The organism is Dolichospermum sp. LEGE 00240 (assembly GCF_015207875.1).
GTDB lineage: Bacteria > Cyanobacteriota > Cyanobacteriia > Cyanobacteriales > Nostocaceae > Dolichospermum > Dolichospermum gracile.
In genome coordinates, this window is record NZ_JADEVZ010000063.1 from 1 (window position 1) to 20,324 (window position 20,324).

The following is a 20,324-nucleotide window of genomic DNA, read 5'->3' on the forward strand; positions in this document are numbered from 1 at the left end:
TTACTTAATATGTTCTATTTTTTGGCAAATAAAGTTAAACTCAACCAGAAAATTAGGTAGATAAAATTTTCCTGGCTGAAATTTTTCAAAAATCCCAATAATCTAGGTCACATCTGCGGAATGTGGGTTGGTAAATTAATGGCTTTCTGGTCAGAGAGGATGTGAATTAGATCAGTTAAGGTTTCTTCTACTGTTGGGGTATGATGAAGAGATCGCCAAATGACATACAGATGATTTCTGTTTCAGAAACCTTACTTGGGCATTTGGTGTACTTGTTGTATGGGGAATTCTTAGTGCGATCGCTGATCTTGTTAGATTGGGTTGAGGCAACGAAACCCAACACTGTCTTTTCCTATATATTATTCCTTTATCCGACTTTTTTAAGAGAGTATTTAATTGTCTACTTCCGCTGCCAACTGATACTTTTCAAGTCGGAATAATAGATCATCATATAATTCATCAAAAGTCATACAGTAGACTTGTTTAGAATTTAGAATTAGGTTTTTCTGTCGCCATTCCAGCCTCTTTTTCTCTCTAGGTTCTAAATGCTTATTTCTGCCAATAATTAGCAATCCCATATAGTCAATATTTCTGGCAGTAAACCTATCTTCAAAAGCATCTGTTTTTTCTAAATCGTCCAGTTTCCAAAACCAATCTAAAATCTGGGTGAATCCTTTTTCAAATCTGGAAGACCATTCAGGAGTATTTTTTCCTGATCTGGAAACAAATATGCTGTTAGATGCAGCATTTTCAAATTCCACAAAACAATAGGATTTTTTAATAGAATCTCCAATTACTAAGTCAGCCGTAAAATCTCCAAATATGTCATACTCAAATGCCAGACGATTAAATCTATTAATCTTGGGATGATAAGAACGAATAAATGCTGATAACTGATGATTATCTCTGAAAAAGGGCAGAATATCATCGTTTTCAGATAAAGATTTATTTTTGTCTAATAGGTAGCGGAGTTCTCTCAGTTGACTTCTAGCAATCCGGGGATTAAAATCAAGTTTAATAAAATCTTTCATGGGTGACACTTAAAGTTAGTTATTTGCCGCTGCAAAAATTTCTAACCTATCGTGAGTCATTAAATCTAAAACTTTAATTTCATCAGGATTGTCCATATTTAAAATTGCTCTCAAGTTGGGATTAATTAGCAATAAATAGAGTGGTTCATCTATCTTCAGCTTTTTAATGATATTATCCGATATTGCTGTTTCTATCCCAGAATTAGCTAAATTCATCAAAGTTTGAGATACAGTTTGTTTTTCTTGAGGAGAAAGTGCATCCAAAGCAGATTGAACGCGCTTATGGAGGGTGATCTGAACTGGGCGATCGCTCATGTTATTTTGTTAGAACTATATATATAGGACTCCTATTTGATTTTTGAACAAGACTCAGTAGGTATCAATTCTGTCTTTCCTGTTCCCTGTTCCCTGTTCCCTGACCACACAAGTAAATTCAGGAATCAAACCGGATTCCTATAGTATAACGTCACTTAATTGTTGTCATCACTTCTCCTCTCAAAAAATGCCCTTTGTGCAGATGTTTAATAAATCCATAGAGCAAATAAATGTAGATAATTTACAGATACACTAACTATACTCAAAACGGCTTGATTGTTTGATTCTAAACGTAGGGGTAAAGCAAGAGCTTCATTGGTGTCAACTTAACGTAAAACGGGCGGTTAGAAACCGCGTCTACACAGGCAAAACCCACCTGCGTGGGTTTCAATCCTTGATTTTTCCTTAGTCCGCGCAGGCGGACTTTGTTTGTGTAGTTCCGTGAATTCCATTCGCTTAATCCCCATATTTCCGCCCGCGCCATTGCTTAGGAGTGTGAAATGCAGATAAAAAGATGCGTAGCACCGCTAAAGGGTCAGCCAAAGGAGAAAGCCAGAATAACCAACCAGCAGTGGCATCTTTCCGATCATAGGAGGGAGCGATCGCGAGTAATAAAGCAAAGCGAATCACCACCAAAAATATATTCAGTCCTAACAACAGCAGTGCCGGCAGTGAAAGCACCAAACCAGGAAGCAACAAATAACCCAGTAAAATCAAAATAGGTAAACCCTGCACCGCCGACAATACCCATAAATCCCCCCAAATCTGAGCGGGAGAAGCAGCATCCTTCAAATCAAGGCTGCGTCCCCATTCGTTCCAAGTTTCCCACGCCCCCTCATACATCCTCACCCTTAGCACCTTAGCCCCATCCAAAAAGCCCACCTTAAAGCCCTTAGCGGCAATATTCCGCGCCAAAGTCACATCATCACAAAAAGAACCCTTCGCGCTGCCGTAACCATCCACAGCCTTTAACACAGACCGACGACACAAAAAACACTGACCATTAGCCATCACCCGTTCCGGTTGTTCAGTATAAATCCCCGTCGGATCAAATCTATACAACAACGTCATTAACAAAGCCGGTTGTAACCAACATTCCCCCGGATACTTGAGAATAAACTGCGGTGATAAAGATACCAAATCATAACCTTGAGCGATCGCCGTTTGCACCAAACTCGCCACCAAACCAGCATCAGGTTGGATATCTGCATCCATACCCAAAAACCATTCACTCCCCTCAGAACTGAACAAAAAACCATTATGCAACGCCCAAGGACGACCCACCCACCCAGGAGGTAAAGGATCATCCGTCATCACCCGAAAGCGTGGGTCATTTTCTGCCGTAGCTTTTACCAAATCGGGAGTACCATCTTGAGAGCGACTATCAACCACAATAACTTCCCGAACTTCATAACTTTGGCGAGTTAAACCAGCCAAAAGCGGACCGATCCGCAACGCCTCATTTAATGTCGGTACAACCACACTCACACTTCCCAAAAGTTCCGGTGTCGGCTGTTGTGGTGTTAAAGCTGGATCACGTCCAGGCCCCTTCAGCAACCGGGAAAGTAAAATCGCCGTTGCCGGTACTTGAACAAGTAGCAATAGAAGCGGAATAATATTTAGCAATTTTAACCCTGACTTTTTGTATAAACTAGCCACTTTAAATCTTCTCGCAATTTAGGCAAATTGACCTAAATTATCCAGTGATATGTAATTAAATAAGAACAACTGACCGCAGATGAACGCAGATAAACGCAGATAAATTAATGGATTTGATGATTCTTCCCCACCTTGATCTGATCTCAATCCTCAATTGGCACATCTACTTAGGGCTTGCTGATAGCGTAGCGTGGCGTTAGCCATATAAAGCTAAAACCGTTTATTAATAAAGGTTTCGCTGATTTCTATCACAAAAAAGTGCAAGGTTTTGGTTGATGGTGTCCCAAAATAGGTGCATTTTTCGGCGTTGCTGAATTGAGGCATGAAATTCCTAAATTGAACCTTTAAAAATCTTACCTTTGCGTCTTTGCGCCTTTGCGTGAGACTAAAATTCATACCCTTAATCAGCAACGCCCATTTTTCCTTGTCGGATTGAGAAAATTGAGAATACCCAAATAGTTGAAACTGTCACCGTTCGGAGTTCAGGAGAAAGAAAGAAGAAAATTCCTTCCCTGTCACCTGTCACCTATCACCTCCCCTCACAGACAACTTATTCAGCAAACCCTACTTAATCTTTGAATTCTTTAGTTTATCTAAAATCACGTCTAAGTTATGAAATTCCCTTTCTAAGATAGAAACAGCGATGGAAAATCGCCATAAATAAACACGACCTCATAGCCAACTGCCAGGAAGAAACTAATATGACTCAAGGATCAGAATCTTTGGACTTGTCCACAGATAAAGCTTTAGATCGTGATTGTACAACATTATCCCGCCACATCCTCCAACAACTACAGAGTTTTGGACCCGATGCCCAGGATTTAAGTGCGCTCATGAACCGCATCGCTTTAGCGGGTAAATTAGTTGCCCGTCGCTTGAGTCGTGCTGGTTTAATGGAAGGAGTTCTCGGATTCACTGGAGAAGTTAACGTCCAAGGAGAATCCGTCAAAAAAATGGATGTTTACGCCAACGAAGTATTTATTTCCGTCTTCAACCAAAGCGGCTTAGTCTGTCGTCTGGCTTCCGAAGAAATGGAAAAACCCTACTACATCCCCGAAAACTGCCCCATCGGTCGTTACACCCTACTTTATGACCCCATTGACGGCTCATCTAACACAGATAACAATCTCAGTTTAGGTTCTATCTTTGCCATTCGTCAGCAAGAAGGAGCGGACTTAGATGGTGAAGCCAAAGATTTACTGACCAATGGACGCAAACAATTAGCCGCCGGATATATTCTTTATGGACCCAGCACCATGTTGGTTTACACCATAGGTACAGGAGTACATTCCTTCATTCTTGATCCTAGCCTGGGTGAATTTATTCTCTGTCAAGAAAATATCCAAATGCCCAATCACGCCGCCACTTATAGCGTTAATGACGGTAACTTCTGGCAATGGGAAGAACCTTTTAGAGAATATATCCGTTATGTTCATCGCACGGAAGGCTATAGTTCCCGTTACAGTGGTGCAATGGTCAGCGATATTCATAGAATTCTATTACAAGGTGGAGTATTTCTCTACCCAGGAACACTACAAAAACCAGAAGGTAAATTACGTTTACTGTATGAAACCGCCCCTTTGGCATTTTTAATTGAACAAGCTGGAGGTGTAGCCACCACAGGAACAATGGACATTTTGGATGTCGTTCCCACCAAACTGCACCAACGCACCCCATTAATTATTGGTAGTAAAGAAAACGTAGCCAAAGTTATGTCTTTTCTGAAAACAGATAATTAGACAAAACCCCAACTAATTAAAAATCAAACCTCATGTTCTAGACTGAACAAATAAAAGAAAAAATAGTCGGTTTTAACCGACTTTAGCGATCAGACAGGGAATTTATTCCCTGGATTCTGGATTCTGGATTCTGGATTCTAATTCTGTACCCTATATACCTGCAACAATCAATCCGTGTCTTTTCTGTGTCATTCATGAACTCTTTAAAAGGCAAAGTCAAGCTATTCTCACCTGTAGAGGGAATTGGGGAAATAGAGAATGATCAGGAAATGGAGAGATGAAGAAATGTGAGATTTACTCTTGCCTCTTGCCCCTTCCCTCTTGCCTCTTTCCCAAACCCAAATCCCAAATCTAAAATCTAAAATCTAAAATCCTATGGTCAGTTTGTTAGAAAATCCATTGCGTGCCGGTCTACAGCAGCAAGGGATGCCCGAACCACAAATAATTGTCATCTTTGGCGCGTCTGGAGATTTAACCTGGCGGAAACTAGTTCCAGCATTATACAAATTGCGGAGAGAAAGACGGATTCCCGCAGAAACCACCATTGTCGGCGTAGCCCGTCGGGAATGGAGTCATGAATACTTCCGTGAACAAATGCAAAAAGGCATGGAAGAAGCCCACGCCAATGTAGAACTAGGCGAACTGTGGCAAGACTTTTCCCAAGGTTTATTTTACTGTCCTGGAAACATAGACGACCCCGCCGGCTACCAAAAACTCAAAACCCTATTAGCAGAACTAGACGAAAAACGGGGAACACGCGGAAACCGGATGTTCTACCTTTCCGTCGCCCCCAACTTCTTCCCCGAAGCCATTAAACAACTAGGGTTAGCCGGAATGTTAGATGACCCCGAAAAACACCGTTTAGTCATCGAAAAACCCTTTGGCCGTGATTTAGCTTCCGCCCAAAACCTCAACCAAGTCGTCCAGAAGGTTTGTAAAGAAAACCAAGTCTATCGCATTGACCACTACTTAGGTAAAGAAACAGTCCAAAACCTACTAGTGTTCCGGTTTGCTAATGCCATCTTTGAACCCTTGTGGAATCGGCAATTTGTAGATCATGTCCAAATCACCGTAGCTGAAACCGTAGGCGTTGAAGACCGGGCTGGTTATTATGAAACCGCCGGCGCACTCCGGGATATGTTACAAAACCACCTCATGCAGCTTTATTGTTTAACAGCAATGGAAGCACCCAACGCTATGGATGCTGATAGTATCCGTACAGAAAAAGTCAAAGTGCTACGAGCTACTCGATTAGCGGATGTGCATAATCTCTCAAAATCAGCCATTCGTGGTCAGTACAGTGCCGGCTGGATGAAAGGACAACAGGTAGAAGGGTATCGAAATGAACCGGGAGTTAATCCTGAATCTACCACCCCCACCTATGTGGCGATGAAATTTATGGTAGATAACTGGCGCTGGAAAGGTGTTCCTTTCTACCTGAGAACTGGCAAGCGGATGCCCAAAAAAGTTAGTGAAATTGCCATTCACTTCCGCGAAGTTCCCTCCAGAATGTTCCCCTCCGCGTCCCAGCAAGCTAACCCCAACGTTTTGACCATGCGGATACAACCCAATGAAGGTATTTCTCTCCGTTTTGATGTGAAAATGCCCGGTGGTGACTTCCGTACTCGTTCCGTAGATATGGATTTCAGCTATGGTTCTTTTGGGATTACAGCCACTTCCGATGCCTATGACCGCCTCTTCCTTGATTGTATGATGGGCGACCAAACTCTATTCACAAGAGCAGACGAAGTAGAAGCAGCTTGGCAAGTAGTTACACCAGCTCTATCTGTATGGGATTTACCCGCTGATCCAGCAACCGTTCCTCAGTATGAAGCCGGCACTTGGGAACCAGAAGAGGCAGAATTATTAATTAACCAAGACGGTCGCCGCTGGCGCAGACTTTAATTAGTCATTAGTCATCGGTCAGTAGCAAAATAACTGACAACTAACAACTAACAACTGACAACTGACAAATATGATTTCCCAAGCACCAACAATTTATTCTTTACAAGCGCCCAAGGATGTTTCCCTCACCGAAATTGAAGCAGAACTGACTAAAGTTTGGCAAAGTTACGGTATTCAAGGAGAAGACGGTGGTTTACCCGCTGCTACCCGCGCCACAACATTTACTTTGGTGGTTTACGAACCCGAAGAAACCCAGTATTTGTTAACTGCCACAGGTTTTTATAAGGGTCCTATTGATGGCATTCTCGGACCGCAAACTAAAACAGCATTGCAAGAATTACAAAAAAAGCATCATCTTCCAGAGACTGGTAGTGCAACACCAGAAACTCTGACTGCTTTGCGGCAAGAATATTTCCAAAAGCAGCACACCGGACCGAATGGAGATAGTCATGGTGCCGCTATGGGTTATACTTTTAGCCCTACAAGTCCCACCATTGCTGATGAAATTGCCATCCGTAATCCCTGCCGAATCATTGCTTTATGTCCTATTGCTGGGGACGATGAGGGGGTAAAGGCTCAGGTTTCTGCCTATTGCCCAATTCAAAAGCAGTCTTCTAGCACTCTTGTTTGCTGTGAATATATTACGCTCACTGGTACTGCTGCGGCGTTGGAACGCATTGGGGGCATGATTCCGGCTTTATTGATTGGTGGTTTACCTAAGTTCCTCTGGTGGAAAGCTACACCGGATGCTGCTAACCCTTTGTTTAAACGATTAGCGGCAGTTTGCAATAATGTCATTGTTGATTCTTGCAACTTTAATACACCAGAAGATGATTTACTCAGCTTGCAAAAGTTAGTAGAATCTGGTGTACCTTTGGCTGATTTGAATTGGCGGCGGTTATCTGCGTGGCAGGAGTTGACAGCACAAGCTTATGATGCGCCTAATCGTCGGGCTGCTCTTAGAGAAATTGATCGTGTCAATATTGATTACGAAAAAGGTAATGCTGCTCAAGCACTGTTGTATTTGGGTTGGTTAGCTAATCGCTTAGAATGGCAACCAGTTTCCTATAAACAGGAAAATGGTGATTATGACATCACTTCTATTCAATTCCTGTCTCAAGACCAAAAACACATAGAAGTTGAGTTAGCAGGTGTTCCCATTGCTGATATTGGGGAAATTGTCGGCGATTTAATTGGTTTGCGGTTGAGTTCTACTAATATTCAAGCTAATTGTGGAACGGTGATTTGCTCGGAAACTGGCGGCTGTATGCGAATGGAAACTCATGGTGGCGCTCAGTCGTCTGGTTTGTTCCAACAGGTTACTTCTCTTTCGGAACAAAAGGCAGAGGCTTTGTTGAGTCAACAGGTGCAACGCTGGGGACGTGAAGCTTTGTTTGAGGACAGTCTAATTGCAATTGGTAACACTATTAAGTTAGGCAAATAGTTGATGGTAATGGGTAATGGGTTAGTTGTCAGTCGTCAGTTGTCAGTCGTCAGTGGAAAATATTTTCCCCCTGTCCCCTGCCTCTGCCCCCTGCTTCTTTCCTGTTCCCTATTTTAAACATTAAAAAACCCGGCTGAACCGGGCAGATGTACTGTTTGTCAAGTATTAGCTAATGATAATTATTGGTTGATTTCACAAGTTAAAGGACAAGCTGCATAAACGGTGGTTTGAGTTTTTTCAGATTCATCATGTAACCAATTCAACCATTTTATTTGCTTAGGATGAATACCTTTAGCGGTTAGAACTCCAGCAGTAATTAATACTGCCATAACATTAAACATGACCAAACTACCTGCCACAATTAACACGGCACTAGCAGGCATCACGGATTGCAAAACAATGGATAATAAACAGCCGACTGTAGCCATTAATACAACCAATGGAAAACCAACAACTAACAAGCACACTGCCAATGTAAATGTCCAGATTAAAAAGCTTCTCATCATTAACAAGGAGTGGGTCCGAACTAGATTAGAGCTTTGAGCCGAAACCATGACTTTTCCTCCTAATACACAGCAAGTTTAAATTTCAGTTTTTTATCACTCGAAAGCGAATTAACTGATTTTGTTTCAGTGAAACTTAGTATATAAAACCTTAGCTCCAAAATGAGCATTTCTTTACTAAAGTTTACAGTTGATTTTTTCTGCTTATGAATGAGAGTTCACATATACCCGCAGGTAGGGTAGGGAGTTTTGATGTACGCCTTGAGAGATATGGACTAACGGTAAATGAGAAGCAGATATTGATCCCCGCAATCAGATTGCCCAGATGCTTAACATTTCTTATAGAAAACGATCTTATTTCTCATAATTTATCAAGAGGTGACAAAAAGTAGTCATCCCCAAAATATTGTATACACTTGTGCAAAATTGTCTTAGCTGTTTAATACCTTGTCCAAATTAGAAAAAGCCTTGATTTGTAGGTTGGGTTGTTCGCGTGAGCGTTGCGGAGCAATAGCATGAAACCCAACAAATGCGTTGGGTTGCGCTGTCGCTTAACCCAACAAAGCAGCAAATGGACAAGGTATTGCTGTTCCCTGTTCCCTTCTTTTGTCAGCCAGTTTTACTCCTAAATTCTGCTGTATGTTGATTATCAGTGGCGATCGCGTCACAATAATAATTAAAACTATGTAATTTATCTTGACAATGACCTTCTCCCCGCTTATTCCCACTCTTTCATCCCCCCACACCCCCACAGAAACCTACTGGGGATATGATTATGATTTGGTCATAGTCGGTGGTGGCATTGTCGGCTTAACCCTAGCCGCAGCTTTAAAAGATTCTGGTTTAAAGATTCTCCTCATTGAAGCTAGAGTTGCATCAGCTGCAGTGGCTAAAGGACAGGCTTATGCTGTACATATGTTATCAGCCCAAATTTTCCAAGGAATTGGTTTATGGGAGAAAATTCTCCCCAACATTGCTAAATATAACCAAGTGCGCCTCTCCGATGCTGATTATCCTGATGTGGTGAACTTCCAAACCGATGATTTAGGGACACCAGAATTAGGTTATGTAGCAGAACACTATGCACTATTAGCACCTTTACAGGAATTTGTGCAAAGTTGTGCAAATGTAACCATCTTGTGTCCAGCGGAAGTAGTAAGTACACAAAAAGAAAGAGATATAGTTACTATTAATATCAAAATTGGCGACGAAAATCGGATAATTCGCAGTAAATTGTTAGTCGCTGCTGATGGTTCAAAATCTCCCATTCGTCAAGCCGCCGGCATTAAAACCAAAGGGTGGAAATATTGGCAATCCTGTATTGTGGCTTTTGTGAAACCAGAAAAATCTCACAATAACACCGCTTACGAAAAATTTTGGTCAAGTGGTCCTTTTGCAATTTTACCCTTACCGGGAAACCGTTGTCGCATTGTTTGGACTGCACCCCATGAAGAAGCAAAAGCTTTGTGTGCGTTGAATGATGAGGAATTTTTAGCGGAACTAACTAAACGCTATGGTCAGCAAATGGGGAAATTGGAATTATTGGGAGAGAGGTTTATTTTTCAGGTACAGTTAATGCAGAGCGATCGCTATGTTCTCCCCAGATTAGCATTAATAGGTGATGCTGCCCATAACTGTCATCCCGTTGGTGGACAAGGTTTAAACTTAGGGATTCGGGACGCAGCCGCATTAGCCGAAATCATCCAAACCGCCCATCAAAAGCGTCAAGATATTGGTAATATTTCCATACTCAAAAAATATGAAAGCTGGAGAAAAAAAGAAAACCTCGCCATATTAGGGTTCACCGATTTATTAGATCGAGTTTTTTCTAACAACTTTTTACCAATAGTCATAGTTCGCCGTTTAGGTTTATGGATTATGCAGCGAGTTCCCATCGTGAAAATATTCGCCCTGAAATTAATGATTGGCTTAAAAGGAAAAACTCCCCAACTAGCCAAACGCTGAAATCACAAACCTATTGTAGGGTGCGTCAGATTCCATAACTCAGCCAGCCATAAATAGATTTTTGACATCTGACGCACCTTAAAAATGTACTTCTTTTGATAGTTTGTTAATAACATCAACCTAATAACTAAGGAAAGTGAGAGATATCGTAACTCAAACTTTAGAGAATTATATTAATTTTCCAGAAGAAGAACAACAACATTTCTACCGTCGTGGAGTAACTTGGGAAAGGTGTCAAGCAATTGCACACTTGCCGATATTCTTCCGTAAATAACCCATTAATAGTTCCTCGTTCCCAGCTTCTGGAATGCAATCAAGAAGGCTCCGACTTCTGATAATCTAGAGGCAGATCCTCATAACCCGTATTCCCTGTCAGAGACAGGGAACAAGGAATTAAGAAACTTCTACCTTTTCCTTACCTGCATTCAAAGCCACAACATCTTGCAACCTCGAAAGCACAAAAGACTTCTCCAGATAAGAAAACAAACCACCAGCCTTTGGACCCTTTTCTTTGTTCAAGAAAGATAGATACAAAGCCTTAAAAGCAATTGGTTGTTGAATCCCTAACTCCTTAGTAGTCGAGAAAATTATAGTTTGCAATGCCTCAGCTTCCCAATGAGGAATATTTTGCAAATTCTCCATCAACTTTTGCAAATAAGCCACCTGTTCAGAGTTCAAATCATTAGCTTTCTCTGGAACTTGTTCCAAATACAGAACTAACTTTTCTTCCTCATCTGCATAATCTTGTAACCACAATTGTGCAGCAGCAATTCTTTGATTAATAATTTCCTGATCATACTCAGTTAAAGGCTGTAAACTACGTTGGACAACCTCATCCTGAATATTTAAACGCGGAACTTGCAACAAAGAAATCAGCGTACTAAAATCAAAAGGTTGGAAAGTTTTAATTTCATCTCCTAGCTGGGCGTAAAATAACGGCATTAGTTCCTCCGTTAATCCAGGAGAATTAGAATACTTATTAATTAAAGTATCGTAATCTCTAAACAAACGAGTAGTAGTTTCATAATTTGGCGCAAAATTAATGACAGTTCTTGGCTGAGTTCGCAACATTAAAAAGCGCAGTAATTCCGGTGGAAGTAAAGCCGCAATTTCTTCAGCACTCGAACCCACACCCTTAGAAGAACTCATCTTTGTCCCATTCACCAGAATAAATTCATAGGGAGAATGAAAAGGAGGTTGCTTTTGTAGAACCTTACGACTAATCGCATTAGCAACATCACGAGAACCACCTTTTTGAGAATGATCCTTCCCAGCCATTTCAATAGTTACACCCAACACATCCCACTTAGCCACCCATTCAACTTTCCAAGGTAATTTACCATTACCATTAAAAGGAGAAACCCAGCCAGAATGTCCACAACCTTTTACATAATTAGTTGCATCAGGTTTACAGGTGTAAAATACTTCTGAACCGTTATAATCTGTCGTGACAGTTGTGGCAATCTTACCGCAATTTTCACAAACAACTTGAAAAGGATACCAGTTATTTGGACGGTCAGCTTTGCTTACTTCCTTATAAGCTTCTCTCACCAAATGGGCATTTTTTAAGAAAGTGTCAATATAGGAATTAAGTTTTCCAGAACGATATAAATCGCGGAGAAAATAAGTTTCTGGTTTAATTCCTAAATACTCGAAAACTTCAAAAAATTCCCCAATGAAATATTTAGCATAATCACTAGCATCATCACCAGGAGAAGGCACATTACACAGGGGAAAGCCCAAATAAGGAGAAAACTTTTCCTGATCTAAGTATTTTGGAACTGTATCCAGTGCGTCATAGTCATCCACACCATACAAGAACTTGACAGGTTTACCTGCGTGTTTCAATGCCCGGTAAATCACATCATGGATAACCACACCCCGCAAAGACCCAACGTGTACCCGTCCTGATGGAGTCTTAGAATCATTAACTACCTGGTAGCCTACTGCATCAGCAGCGATTTTATCAGCCCAAAACATTTGCTATTTATCTTTTCACAATCTACCCATTTTAACTTTTGTCATAGAGAATAATCTCATTGTTGACTAAGTTCAATAATATTTCTATCTGGATCTTTAATAACTCCACTTTTGACATTGTTCTGGGGTACTAAGTTGTGGTAGAGTCCAACGCAAGCGTTGTTTAGCAAAACGATACCAGTACAATTGCCAAGGTCACGTGAGTTCGGAGACGCTACGCGAACGGAGTTATGATTTTTTCAACGAGATCATAAGGGCTTGAGACTCCTACGTGGGGTGAGTTTTCCACAAATTATCGTTATGTCGAACTCACGTAAGGTCAGTAACCCAGCCCTAAAGGGACTGGGCTTGCAAAAGTAATCAAGTAATTCGTACTGACCAGACCACCCTGAGTTTACTCTCATGGTAGCCGTTATTTGAGTCACGACACCCATGCGTTCGCGCCAGCGTGCCCTCAGGTATAGCCTCCACAGCGGTTAAAACCGCTCGTGTCGTTTCCCACTTACCGGGTATTCTTATGAATTCCCGATTACCCATTTTTACAAAATGTTGAGAAGATATACCAAAGTGAAGAGAATGATCCAAATAATATCCACAAAGTGCCAGTAAATTTCCGCCATTTCGATGCCTGTATGTTTAGTAGCAGAATAATGACCACGACGGAAAGAACGCCATAATACACCCAAAATTAATAACAATCCAATAAAGACGTGCAAACCGTGAAAGCCTGTCATTAAATAAAAGCAATTAGAGAAAACATTGGTAGTGAATCCATAACCTAGATTCATGTATTCATAAACCTGACCAGCTAGGAATACAGCCCCCATAATTGCGGTGATAAAATACCAAAACCGCATCCAACCCACACTATTTCTTTTAATGGCCATATCACCAAAGTGAATGACAAAACTACTAGAAACGAGGATGATCGTGTTAATAGCTGGGATAAATAATTCTACTTCTGTTCCTGCTGGTGGCCAAACTGCGGTAGTCCCTTTAAAAAACAAATAGGTGGCAAAAAATCCACCAAACATTAATGATTCAGAAGCGAGAAATGTGATTAAACCCCACACTCGTAAATCTGGATGTTCTTCATGTCCATCGCTATGATGTTCAATTGGTGTAATTGCAGTCATATTATTATTCCTACTGAATGATGAATAGATGTAGGTTGGGTTGATGTCAAGAAACCCAACTTTTTGGAGGTTTGTTGGGTTGCGCGATTCCTACGGAGCGCTTGACAATCAAGACAGTCGCTACAATTTTTCTCTGCGACTCTGCGTGAGAAAAAAATGTAATTCATTGACCCAAAAGTCACCTTATTAACCTTGATCATGTCCATAATCATAGGGTCCATGAGTAACAACGGGTAGAACTTCCCAGTTTTCAATGATGGGTGGGGAAGAGGTTGTCCATTCTAAAGTTAAACTTTCCCAGGGGTTATCACCTGCGAGTTCGCCGTTTTTCCAACTGAAAATGGCGTTTAAGGCGAAAGGAATAACAGAAATACCTAAAAGGATTGCGCCAATGGTGCAAAGCTGGTTTAAGCTGGTAAATTGGGGGTCATACATGGCAACTCGGCGAGGCATTCCTTGTAACCCTAGTTTGTGCATGGGTAGGAATGTGAGGTTTGTACCAATAAAGGTGAGGATAAAATGAACTCTTCCCCAGGTTTCGTTCATCATTCTGCCGGTGATTTTGGGGAACCAGTGATAGATACCTGCGTAAATACCGAAAACTGAACCACCAAATAAAACGTAGTGGAAATGACCGACTACATAATAAGTGTCGTGAACGTGAACGTCAAAGGGGGCTGTTCCCATAGTTACGCCGCTTAAACCGCCCATGACGAACATGGAAAGTAAACCAATAGCGAATAACATGGCGCTGCTGAAACGGATTTTTCCTCCCCAGAGAGTTGCTACCCAACCGAAGATTTTCACACCTGTGGGAACTGCAACTATGAGTGTGGAAATGGTGAAGAACATCCGCATCCAACCGGGTGTGCCACTGGTGAACATATGGTGAACCCAGACGAATAAACCGACGACGCAAATGGCCACTGTGGAAAAGGCGATCGCTTTATAACCAAATATCGGTTTGCGGGCGTGAGTGGGAATAATTTCGGACATAATCCCGAAAATCGGCAGAATCATTAAATAAACCGCCGGATGGGAATAAAACCAAAATAAATGTTGGTAAATAACGACATTGCCACCTGCATCTGGTTTGAAGAAGGATGTGCCGAAGTTAATATCAAATAACAGCAAAACTAAACCAGCTGCTAATACGGGAGTAGAGAAAAGGGCAAGGATAGAAGTTGCTAAAATTGCCCAACAAAATAGGGGAACTTGATCCCATTTCATGCTAGGAACTTTCATCATCAAAATGGTGATGACAAAGTTAATTGAACCTAAAATTGAAGAAGTTCCTACTAAAACAATGGCCAAAACCCATAAACTTTGGGCGTTGTTGGCGGTAACTAGGCTTAATGGTGGGTACGCTGTCCAGCCCGATTGCGAACCACCAAAGGCGAAACTTAGTAATAGCAAGAATCCGGCGACTGGATTTAACCAAAAGGCGATCGCATTTAATTTAGGGAAAGCCATATCTCTAGCACCCATCATCAAGGGAACTAGATAGTTACCAAATCCGCCAATTGCACTGGGAACAATCCACAGAAAAATCATGATTGTGCCATGATTTGTCATGAAGGCATTGTACAGATTTGGATCAAGAAAGTCCGAGTCCGGTGTGGCTAATTCGGCGCGAAGGGCGATCGCCATCAACCCACCAATAAGATAAAAAACAAACGCTGTCACTAAGTATTGAATCCCAATTACTTTGTGATCAGTATTAAACGTGAAATAATCTCGAAATTTCCAAGCGGTAGGATGAGAACTATGGGTAATCAACTGGGTTGGTGATCCACTTTCATAGGGTGGAGGATTAACTGGAAAATTTACTTGTGTCATATTGTTGTGAGTTGTCCTTTGTCAGTTATTAGCTAATCATGATTAATCACAGAATTTTAGATTTTCAACTTCATCAGAATGATTCAATATCCACCAAATTAGACAAGAATCAATCTCCAATCCCAAATCTAAAATTGATGGGCTAATGACTCAATAACTACTGGAGTTACATCTAAATTTTGAGTGTAGGGAGCCAGAAATTTTGATGGAGATAAATTATCCAAATTTGTAGCCACCGCATCATTCAGATCTTCACCTTCAGCAATCTGGTTTTCACGCATCCAAGCATCAAAATCTTCCTGTTCATGGACAATTACTTGCGATCGCATTGAACCGTGATAACCACCACACAATTCTGCACAAACTACTGGATAAGTACCGGGTTTTGTAGCCGTAAATCGTAATTGAGTAGGAACACCAGGAATAGCATCTTGTTTCAGACGAAATTGCGGAACCCAAAAAGAGTGAATCACATCATCTGCGGATAAATTCAATTGCACATCAGCCCCAACAGGAACGTGCAATTCTCCCGCAGCAATACCACTGACAGGATAATTAAATAACCACGCAAACTGTATACCCTTAACATCTACAACCAAATCAGCCGGCTTATTTTTAGTTTGCGGATTTTCACCAATCCCAATATTAGCGGTTTGACTAACATTCATCGCCCCTGCTGACATTTGATGAGGATGACTACCCACACCAAAACCACCCATTTGGTTATAAATATCAACACTGTAAATACCTAAAGCAATCACAATTACCGTAGGAATTGCTGTCCAGAAAATTTCTAAACTCAAATTACCTTCTACCGAACTACCATCGGTATTATCTCCTTTACGTCGTCTATAAATAACTAGAAAAAGCAGAATTGTTCCTTCAACAACCAAAAAAAGAGCAACCGCAATTGTCAACATAATATTGAAAAAACCATCCACCAAAGGAGCTTGTTGCGATGCTGCTTCTGGTAATAAATGATGATTTTGACCAACCCAGATACTGATAGGGGCAATGATCATCCCAGCTAACAGTGTCCACAGCGAAACAGGAACTTTTTGCATGAATGCTACCTGCTTTGTAAATAGTAGTAAAACAATAGTCAGTGAAGATAGACTTTGTTTATGTAGTCACAAAAATATCTTCTGAGGAGAAGATGACCTTTTTAATTTTTATAGCAACCGTCAGGTTAGTTAGGACTTCAACTAATCATCAAACTCTGTCCAAAACAGGGTTTTACTTATGACTCCTGACTCCTGACTCCTGACTCCTGCTATACTATTACTGTTCTAACTTGTAACTAATCAAAAATTGGTAAACTTCCATATTTTTTTCATATTGATAACCACAAAATCCTCGACTTCTTGAAGAAATCGAGGATCTGAGAAGTTGATATTTTCATAAATCAAATAGCAGCAGAAAAATATTAGCAAGTATGATTTTTTTTTAGATGATAGCAACTGACGATTTACGTTTCTGTTTACTGCAAACATTTTCACCAACTACAGTAAATATTGAGATTCCCCTCTAATTACCTTGCCTATAAACTTAACCAAAATAACCGATGTTTTGCAGGACATCACACCGTTGAAAATCACCAAAGATGTTATTTGTCCAATGTTACATGACTATAACAATTCTTGGGACAAATCCGAGAACAAGCTTCACACCCAATACAATTTTCTGGGTGAGTAACAACCATTACTTTCCGTTCCACTTCTTCCTCATCTTCATCTTCGACAAATTCACCTTCTTCGTTTAAAGGCATTAAGCCCAAAACTTTATGACCACAAACTTTCATACATCTGCCACAACCGATACACTTGTCTTTGTCTATTTCTTGGGCAAATTTAGGAGTCCAATCAGTACCTCCAAAGGTCAATCCTGTTAATGTCGCCATGAATAGAACCTCAGCAATTTTAGCTAGATATTAGTTAATCCTTTAATCTTCATACTAGCCTGAGATTTGATTTTTTCAATAACAAAAATTAACTTTTTTATCAAATTTTGATGACTTGCTAAATAATATTATTTATTTTTGCTTATTGGCAAATATTAAATGATATTACTTATTGATAAATTTGGGTTGTGTCCTTGGATAAAAAGCCGATTAATCAAAGGTTGCAGAATTGTGTTTAAAGTTATTTTCTCAATAAATATAAATTTATGAGTCTAAAAACACCTCATTCAATAAGAATAATAATCAATTATCAACCATAATTATCAGCTTTATTAACTGCTTATTTGCGAATATTTTCTAATTAGATCAAAATATTTCACCAACAGTATTAGTAAATACAAACTTAAAAAAATCATTTCCTCTATTTTTGAACCATTTTGTTTTCTATTTCCTATTCCTTCTTCCCTGCTATCAGATGTTCTTCAAAAACATTTAACATATTTTATATCGCCCAAAATAAACATTATGACAGTAAATATCCAGGTAAATATTAAGAAATCCTGCCAAGCTCATACTGAACAATCTTATTGAAATCTTTATGAAAAGTATAGTTAATGAAGAAGCAATGAAGCCTAACTTTGCGAAACGGCTTCAATAACCCCTATGAGTAATTAATGAGACGAGCAAACAATGTTCTCATGATAGAGGTAATTTGGTAGCGAGTTATGAATCACTCATGACACACACATTAAGGGGAGACTTGAGCCAAACATCTCAACGATTAAAGTAGGAACACTTCCTATGCCGCATATAATTCCTAACAACAGTTGCGTGGGATGTGACAACTGCCGACCCCTATGTCCTACCGGTGCAATTAAAATCGAAGATGATGAATATTGGGTTGATCCTACCCTTTGCAATAATTGTGATGGCTATTATTTACAACCACAATGTGTAATTGCCTGTCCCACAAATGCGCCTATCCCTGTACACGCTAAAAAAGGAAGATGTAAAATTGAACCACGAGATGCTACCAGTCCCGATTTATTTTCTAATGGTAAAAACAACCCCTTCGCCTCAGCCATTGTTATCTGGGAAGCCTGTAATTTACTAGCACAACGAACATCTTTACAATGGGAAAAAGATGAGGAAGGTAACTTACATTACAGTCGCTCAGTTAATCAAGGACGAGGGACAATTTCCTTCCATCTTCAAGACCTATTTCCAGTTAATAACCGTGCTAATAATTCACAAGCAATTGATTATTTAGACATCCGGGCTGCTTGTATTCATCTTATTTTCGCCGCTCAAATTACAGCCTTAGATCAACCTTGGGAAGAAGAATTTACCATTGATGAACGACAAATTGAACAGTATTTGGGCTTAGAAAAACGTAAAGACCTCAGCAAAAGTGCCAAACTCGGTTTAATTAAAAACATCGTCTCTCAAACTTGTTCTCTTATGGTTTCCATTGACTGGCCACAACAAGGTAGAGTTCCCAGTTTTTCCATTAAAGATAGTTATCTATGGAATTTGACAGATACCCAACACCATTTTCAAGAAGATGATCAAGGTTGTAAATATTTAGTGGGACTGACATTTACAATCAAAGCTGGAATTTGGACTAAACATTTCTTCAACAGACAAGGATGCAAAGAACGAACCACATTTTATCAATATGGCAGTCTTCCCAAAACCCTACTTACCACAGTTATGAGTCTGTGGCAACAACACGAAGGTGCTGTGAGACTGATGCTCTGGTTATTATTTAAAACAAAAATGGGTAGAGAACAACGCATCACTATTCCTACCTTGCTGCGCGTTGCTTATGGTGAGGAAAAAGTGACCCAAGCTTCCAGACACAGGGAAGAACGGAAACGCCTACTTAAAGCCTATGAAAATGATTTAGAAGTTCTCAATCATTATGGAATCAAACCATTATTTGATCCTGTTACCTATCCCCCAGAAATTCAGCCTTTGTGGGCAAAATTAGTGGATATACCGGAAGATCCAGAGGAAGCGTTAGAATTTTGGATTAATGATGGTAGTGGTGAAAATCGTCTTACAGACAGCGGACCTCGTGGTAAGTGGAATTTACTTCTGAATGCACGGATTTTATCTTTTGAACTCCCGACCGATTGGGAAAATCGTTCAGAATCAGATAAAAAACAACGTCGTCCCACTAAAGCCAAAAGCAATCATCAACAAACAGGTAATTTGCTAGGGGAAGAGGTGATAGAAGGACGTAAAAAAATGAACCTCTCCCAAAGGGAACTAGCCAAGTTGATGGAAAAAAGCCAAAGCTGGATTCGTGATGTGGAAAAAGGGCGCTTAAAAGCTAAACTAGACGATCAAATGCTCTTGAGACAATTGCTAGATATTTCATAAAGTACAGCAGGAGTCAGGAGCAAAATTCTCTTGGCTTTTGATGTCAATTTTTTACCTCACTTGCTTGTTATCTGGTATATCTTTTAAAGAAAACACTCTTAGTAGCGATCGCTTCATCAAATTATACAAAATCATACAACTTTCTGCGAAAAATTACATAAATATTATCAAAAACGAAAAAAACTTTTGGAGTTTTGTCTAGAACCCCTTGACAATCAATACTTGTCGGTTAAGGAACGAAACCCAACACCCAACATAACTGTTCACACTTCCCTCTATCTTTAACGAGATATCAAGGGTTTCAATAATTTTAGAGGGGGGAGTGAATAACTACAACCCAACATTATCAAGGATTTTGTTGGGTTTTGCGATCGCTCAAGCCAACCTACCATATAATGACTTTTCAGGCTTAACCGAGCAGTATTGGATTTACATTGGATTATTGAGCCGTTACATCCAAATTTTGATTTTTGGTGTTAAATGGTGAGTATTAACGAAATTTGTGAACTGGAGATGATAT

At 40.2% G+C, this 20,324-nt stretch carries 16 protein-coding genes; 7 read left to right on the plus strand and 9 right to left on the minus strand.

Going from position 1 to position 20,324, the window contains the following annotated elements; all coding sequences use genetic code 11:
* Nucleotides 1–392: 392 nt before the first annotated feature.
* From IQ226_RS18435 to cruG, 3 genes are all read right to left on the minus strand, one after another.
* Entirely contained in the window at nt 393–1,031 is a 639-nt protein-coding gene (locus tag IQ226_RS18435; RefSeq protein WP_193897716.1) for a Shedu immune nuclease family protein, read from the minus strand.
* Between the two features lie 15 nt (nt 1,032–1,046).
* The gene (locus IQ226_RS18440; protein WP_193897717.1) at nt 1,047–1,346 is read right to left on the minus strand and encodes a hypothetical protein; all 300 of its coding nucleotides are present in this window, start codon (nt 1,344–1,346) and stop codon (nt 1,047–1,049) included.
* 456 nt (nt 1,347–1,802) lie between these two features.
* Complete coding sequence (cruG, locus tag IQ226_RS18445; RefSeq protein WP_370567199.1) at nt 1,803–3,005, minus strand: 2'-O-glycosyltransferase CruG; 1,203 nt, start codon at nt 3,003–3,005, stop codon at nt 1,803–1,805.
* A 701-nt stretch (nt 3,006–3,706) separates the two neighbouring features.
* On the opposite strand from cruG, the gene fbp reads away from it, so the two are divergent.
* The 3 genes from fbp to opcA all read left to right on the plus strand — a co-directional run bounded on the left by fbp (nt 3,707) and on the right by opcA (nt 8,093).
* On the plus strand, nt 3,707–4,744 hold the full coding sequence (gene fbp, locus IQ226_RS18450) for a class 1 fructose-bisphosphatase (RefSeq protein ID WP_193897718.1): 1,038 nt from the start codon (nt 3,707–3,709) through the stop codon (nt 4,742–4,744).
* Between the two features lie 375 nt (nt 4,745–5,119).
* On the plus strand, nt 5,120–6,649 hold the full coding sequence (zwf, locus tag IQ226_RS18455) for a glucose-6-phosphate dehydrogenase (RefSeq protein ID WP_193897719.1): 1,530 nt from the start codon (nt 5,120–5,122) through the stop codon (nt 6,647–6,649).
* Nucleotides 6,650–6,719: 70 nt separating this feature from the next.
* Nucleotides 6,720–8,093, plus strand: a complete 1,374-nt coding sequence (gene opcA, locus IQ226_RS18460; RefSeq protein WP_193897721.1) for a glucose-6-phosphate dehydrogenase assembly protein OpcA — start codon at nt 6,720–6,722, stop codon at nt 8,091–8,093.
* 179 nt (nt 8,094–8,272) lie between these two features.
* Here the strand turns inward: opcA and IQ226_RS18465 are convergent, their stop codons facing one another.
* Nucleotides 8,273–8,647, minus strand: a complete 375-nt coding sequence (locus IQ226_RS18465) for a hypothetical protein (RefSeq protein WP_193897722.1) — start codon at nt 8,645–8,647, stop codon at nt 8,273–8,275.
* Between the two features lie 651 nt (nt 8,648–9,298).
* Here IQ226_RS18465 and IQ226_RS18470 point away from each other — a divergent pair.
* Both IQ226_RS18470 and IQ226_RS18475 read left to right on the plus strand, forming a co-directional pair.
* Nucleotides 9,299–10,561: an FAD-dependent hydroxylase gene (locus IQ226_RS18470; protein ID WP_193897723.1), complete on the plus strand. Its 1,263-nt coding sequence runs from the start codon at nt 9,299–9,301 to the stop codon at nt 10,559–10,561.
* Nucleotides 10,562–10,697: 136 nt separating this feature from the next.
* A complete protein-coding gene (locus IQ226_RS18475) occupies nt 10,698–10,835 on the plus strand; it encodes a hypothetical protein (protein WP_193897724.1) in 138 nt (45 codons plus the stop codon).
* 119 nt (nt 10,836–10,954) lie between these two features.
* Here IQ226_RS18475 and lysS read toward each other — a convergent pair whose 3' ends face one another.
* The 5 genes from lysS to fdxB form a co-directional block, all read right to left on the minus strand.
* The gene (lysS, locus tag IQ226_RS18480) at nt 10,955–12,541 is read right to left on the minus strand and encodes a lysine--tRNA ligase (protein WP_193897725.1); all 1,587 of its coding nucleotides are present in this window, start codon (nt 12,539–12,541) and stop codon (nt 10,955–10,957) included.
* Nucleotides 12,542–13,080: 539 nt separating this feature from the next.
* On the minus strand, nt 13,081–13,677 hold the full coding sequence (locus IQ226_RS18485) for a heme-copper oxidase subunit III (RefSeq protein WP_015078454.1): 597 nt from the start codon (nt 13,675–13,677) through the stop codon (nt 13,081–13,083).
* A gap of 186 nt (nt 13,678–13,863) precedes the next feature.
* Entirely contained in the window at nt 13,864–15,516 is a 1,653-nt protein-coding gene (gene ctaD / locus IQ226_RS18490; RefSeq protein ID WP_193897726.1) for a cytochrome c oxidase subunit I, read from the minus strand.
* 128 nt (nt 15,517–15,644) lie between these two features.
* Nucleotides 15,645–16,580, minus strand: a complete 936-nt coding sequence (locus IQ226_RS18495) for a cytochrome c oxidase subunit II (RefSeq protein WP_193897727.1) — start codon at nt 16,578–16,580, stop codon at nt 15,645–15,647.
* Between the two features lie 542 nt (nt 16,581–17,122).
* Nucleotides 17,123–17,416 (minus strand): ferredoxin III, nif-specific, encoded by a 294-nt coding sequence (fdxB, locus tag IQ226_RS18500; RefSeq protein ID WP_193897728.1) that lies wholly within the window; start codon nt 17,414–17,416, stop codon nt 17,123–17,125.
* A gap of 801 nt (nt 17,417–18,217) precedes the next feature.
* On the opposite strand from fdxB, the gene IQ226_RS18505 reads away from it, so the two are divergent.
* Entirely contained in the window at nt 18,218–19,804 is a 1,587-nt protein-coding gene (locus tag IQ226_RS18505; RefSeq protein WP_193897729.1) for a helix-turn-helix domain-containing protein, read from the plus strand.
* Nucleotides 19,805–20,126: 322 nt separating this feature from the next.
* Entirely contained in the window at nt 20,127–20,291 is a 165-nt protein-coding gene (locus IQ226_RS18510) for a hypothetical protein (RefSeq protein WP_193897731.1), read from the plus strand.
* Nucleotides 20,292–20,324 lie beyond the last annotated feature (33 nt).

Excerpts from the sequence above, each read along its gene's own strand:
- IQ226_RS18435 (WP_193897716.1), bottom strand. The coding sequence starts at position 1,031 with ATGAAAGATTTTATTAAACTTGATTTTAATCCCCGGATTGCTAGAAGT.
- IQ226_RS18440 (WP_193897717.1), bottom strand. The coding sequence starts at position 1,346 with ATGAGCGATCGCCCAGTTCAGATCACCCTCCATAAGCGCGTTCAATCT.
- fbp (WP_193897718.1), top strand. The coding sequence starts at position 3,707 with ATGACTCAAGGATCAGAATCTTTGGACTTGTCCACAGATAAAGCTTTA.
- zwf (WP_193897719.1), top strand. The coding sequence starts at position 5,120 with ATGGTCAGTTTGTTAGAAAATCCATTGCGTGCCGGTCTACAGCAGCAA.
- opcA (WP_193897721.1), top strand. The coding sequence starts at position 6,720 with ATGATTTCCCAAGCACCAACAATTTATTCTTTACAAGCGCCCAAGGAT.
- IQ226_RS18465 (WP_193897722.1), bottom strand. The coding sequence starts at position 8,647 with ATGGTTTCGGCTCAAAGCTCTAATCTAGTTCGGACCCACTCCTTGTTA.
- IQ226_RS18470 (WP_193897723.1), top strand. The coding sequence starts at position 9,299 with ATGACCTTCTCCCCGCTTATTCCCACTCTTTCATCCCCCCACACCCCC.
- lysS (WP_193897725.1), bottom strand. The coding sequence starts at position 12,541 with ATGTTTTGGGCTGATAAAATCGCTGCTGATGCAGTAGGCTACCAGGTA.
- IQ226_RS18485 (WP_015078454.1), bottom strand. The coding sequence starts at position 13,677 with ATGACTGCAATTACACCAATTGAACATCATAGCGATGGACATGAAGAA.
- ctaD (WP_193897726.1), bottom strand. The coding sequence starts at position 15,516 with ATGACACAAGTAAATTTTCCAGTTAATCCTCCACCCTATGAAAGTGGA.
- IQ226_RS18495 (WP_193897727.1), bottom strand. The coding sequence starts at position 16,580 with ATGCAAAAAGTTCCTGTTTCGCTGTGGACACTGTTAGCTGGGATGATC.
- fdxB (WP_193897728.1), bottom strand. The coding sequence starts at position 17,416 with ATGGCGACATTAACAGGATTGACCTTTGGAGGTACTGATTGGACTCCT.
- IQ226_RS18505 (WP_193897729.1), top strand. The coding sequence starts at position 18,218 with ATGCCGCATATAATTCCTAACAACAGTTGCGTGGGATGTGACAACTGC.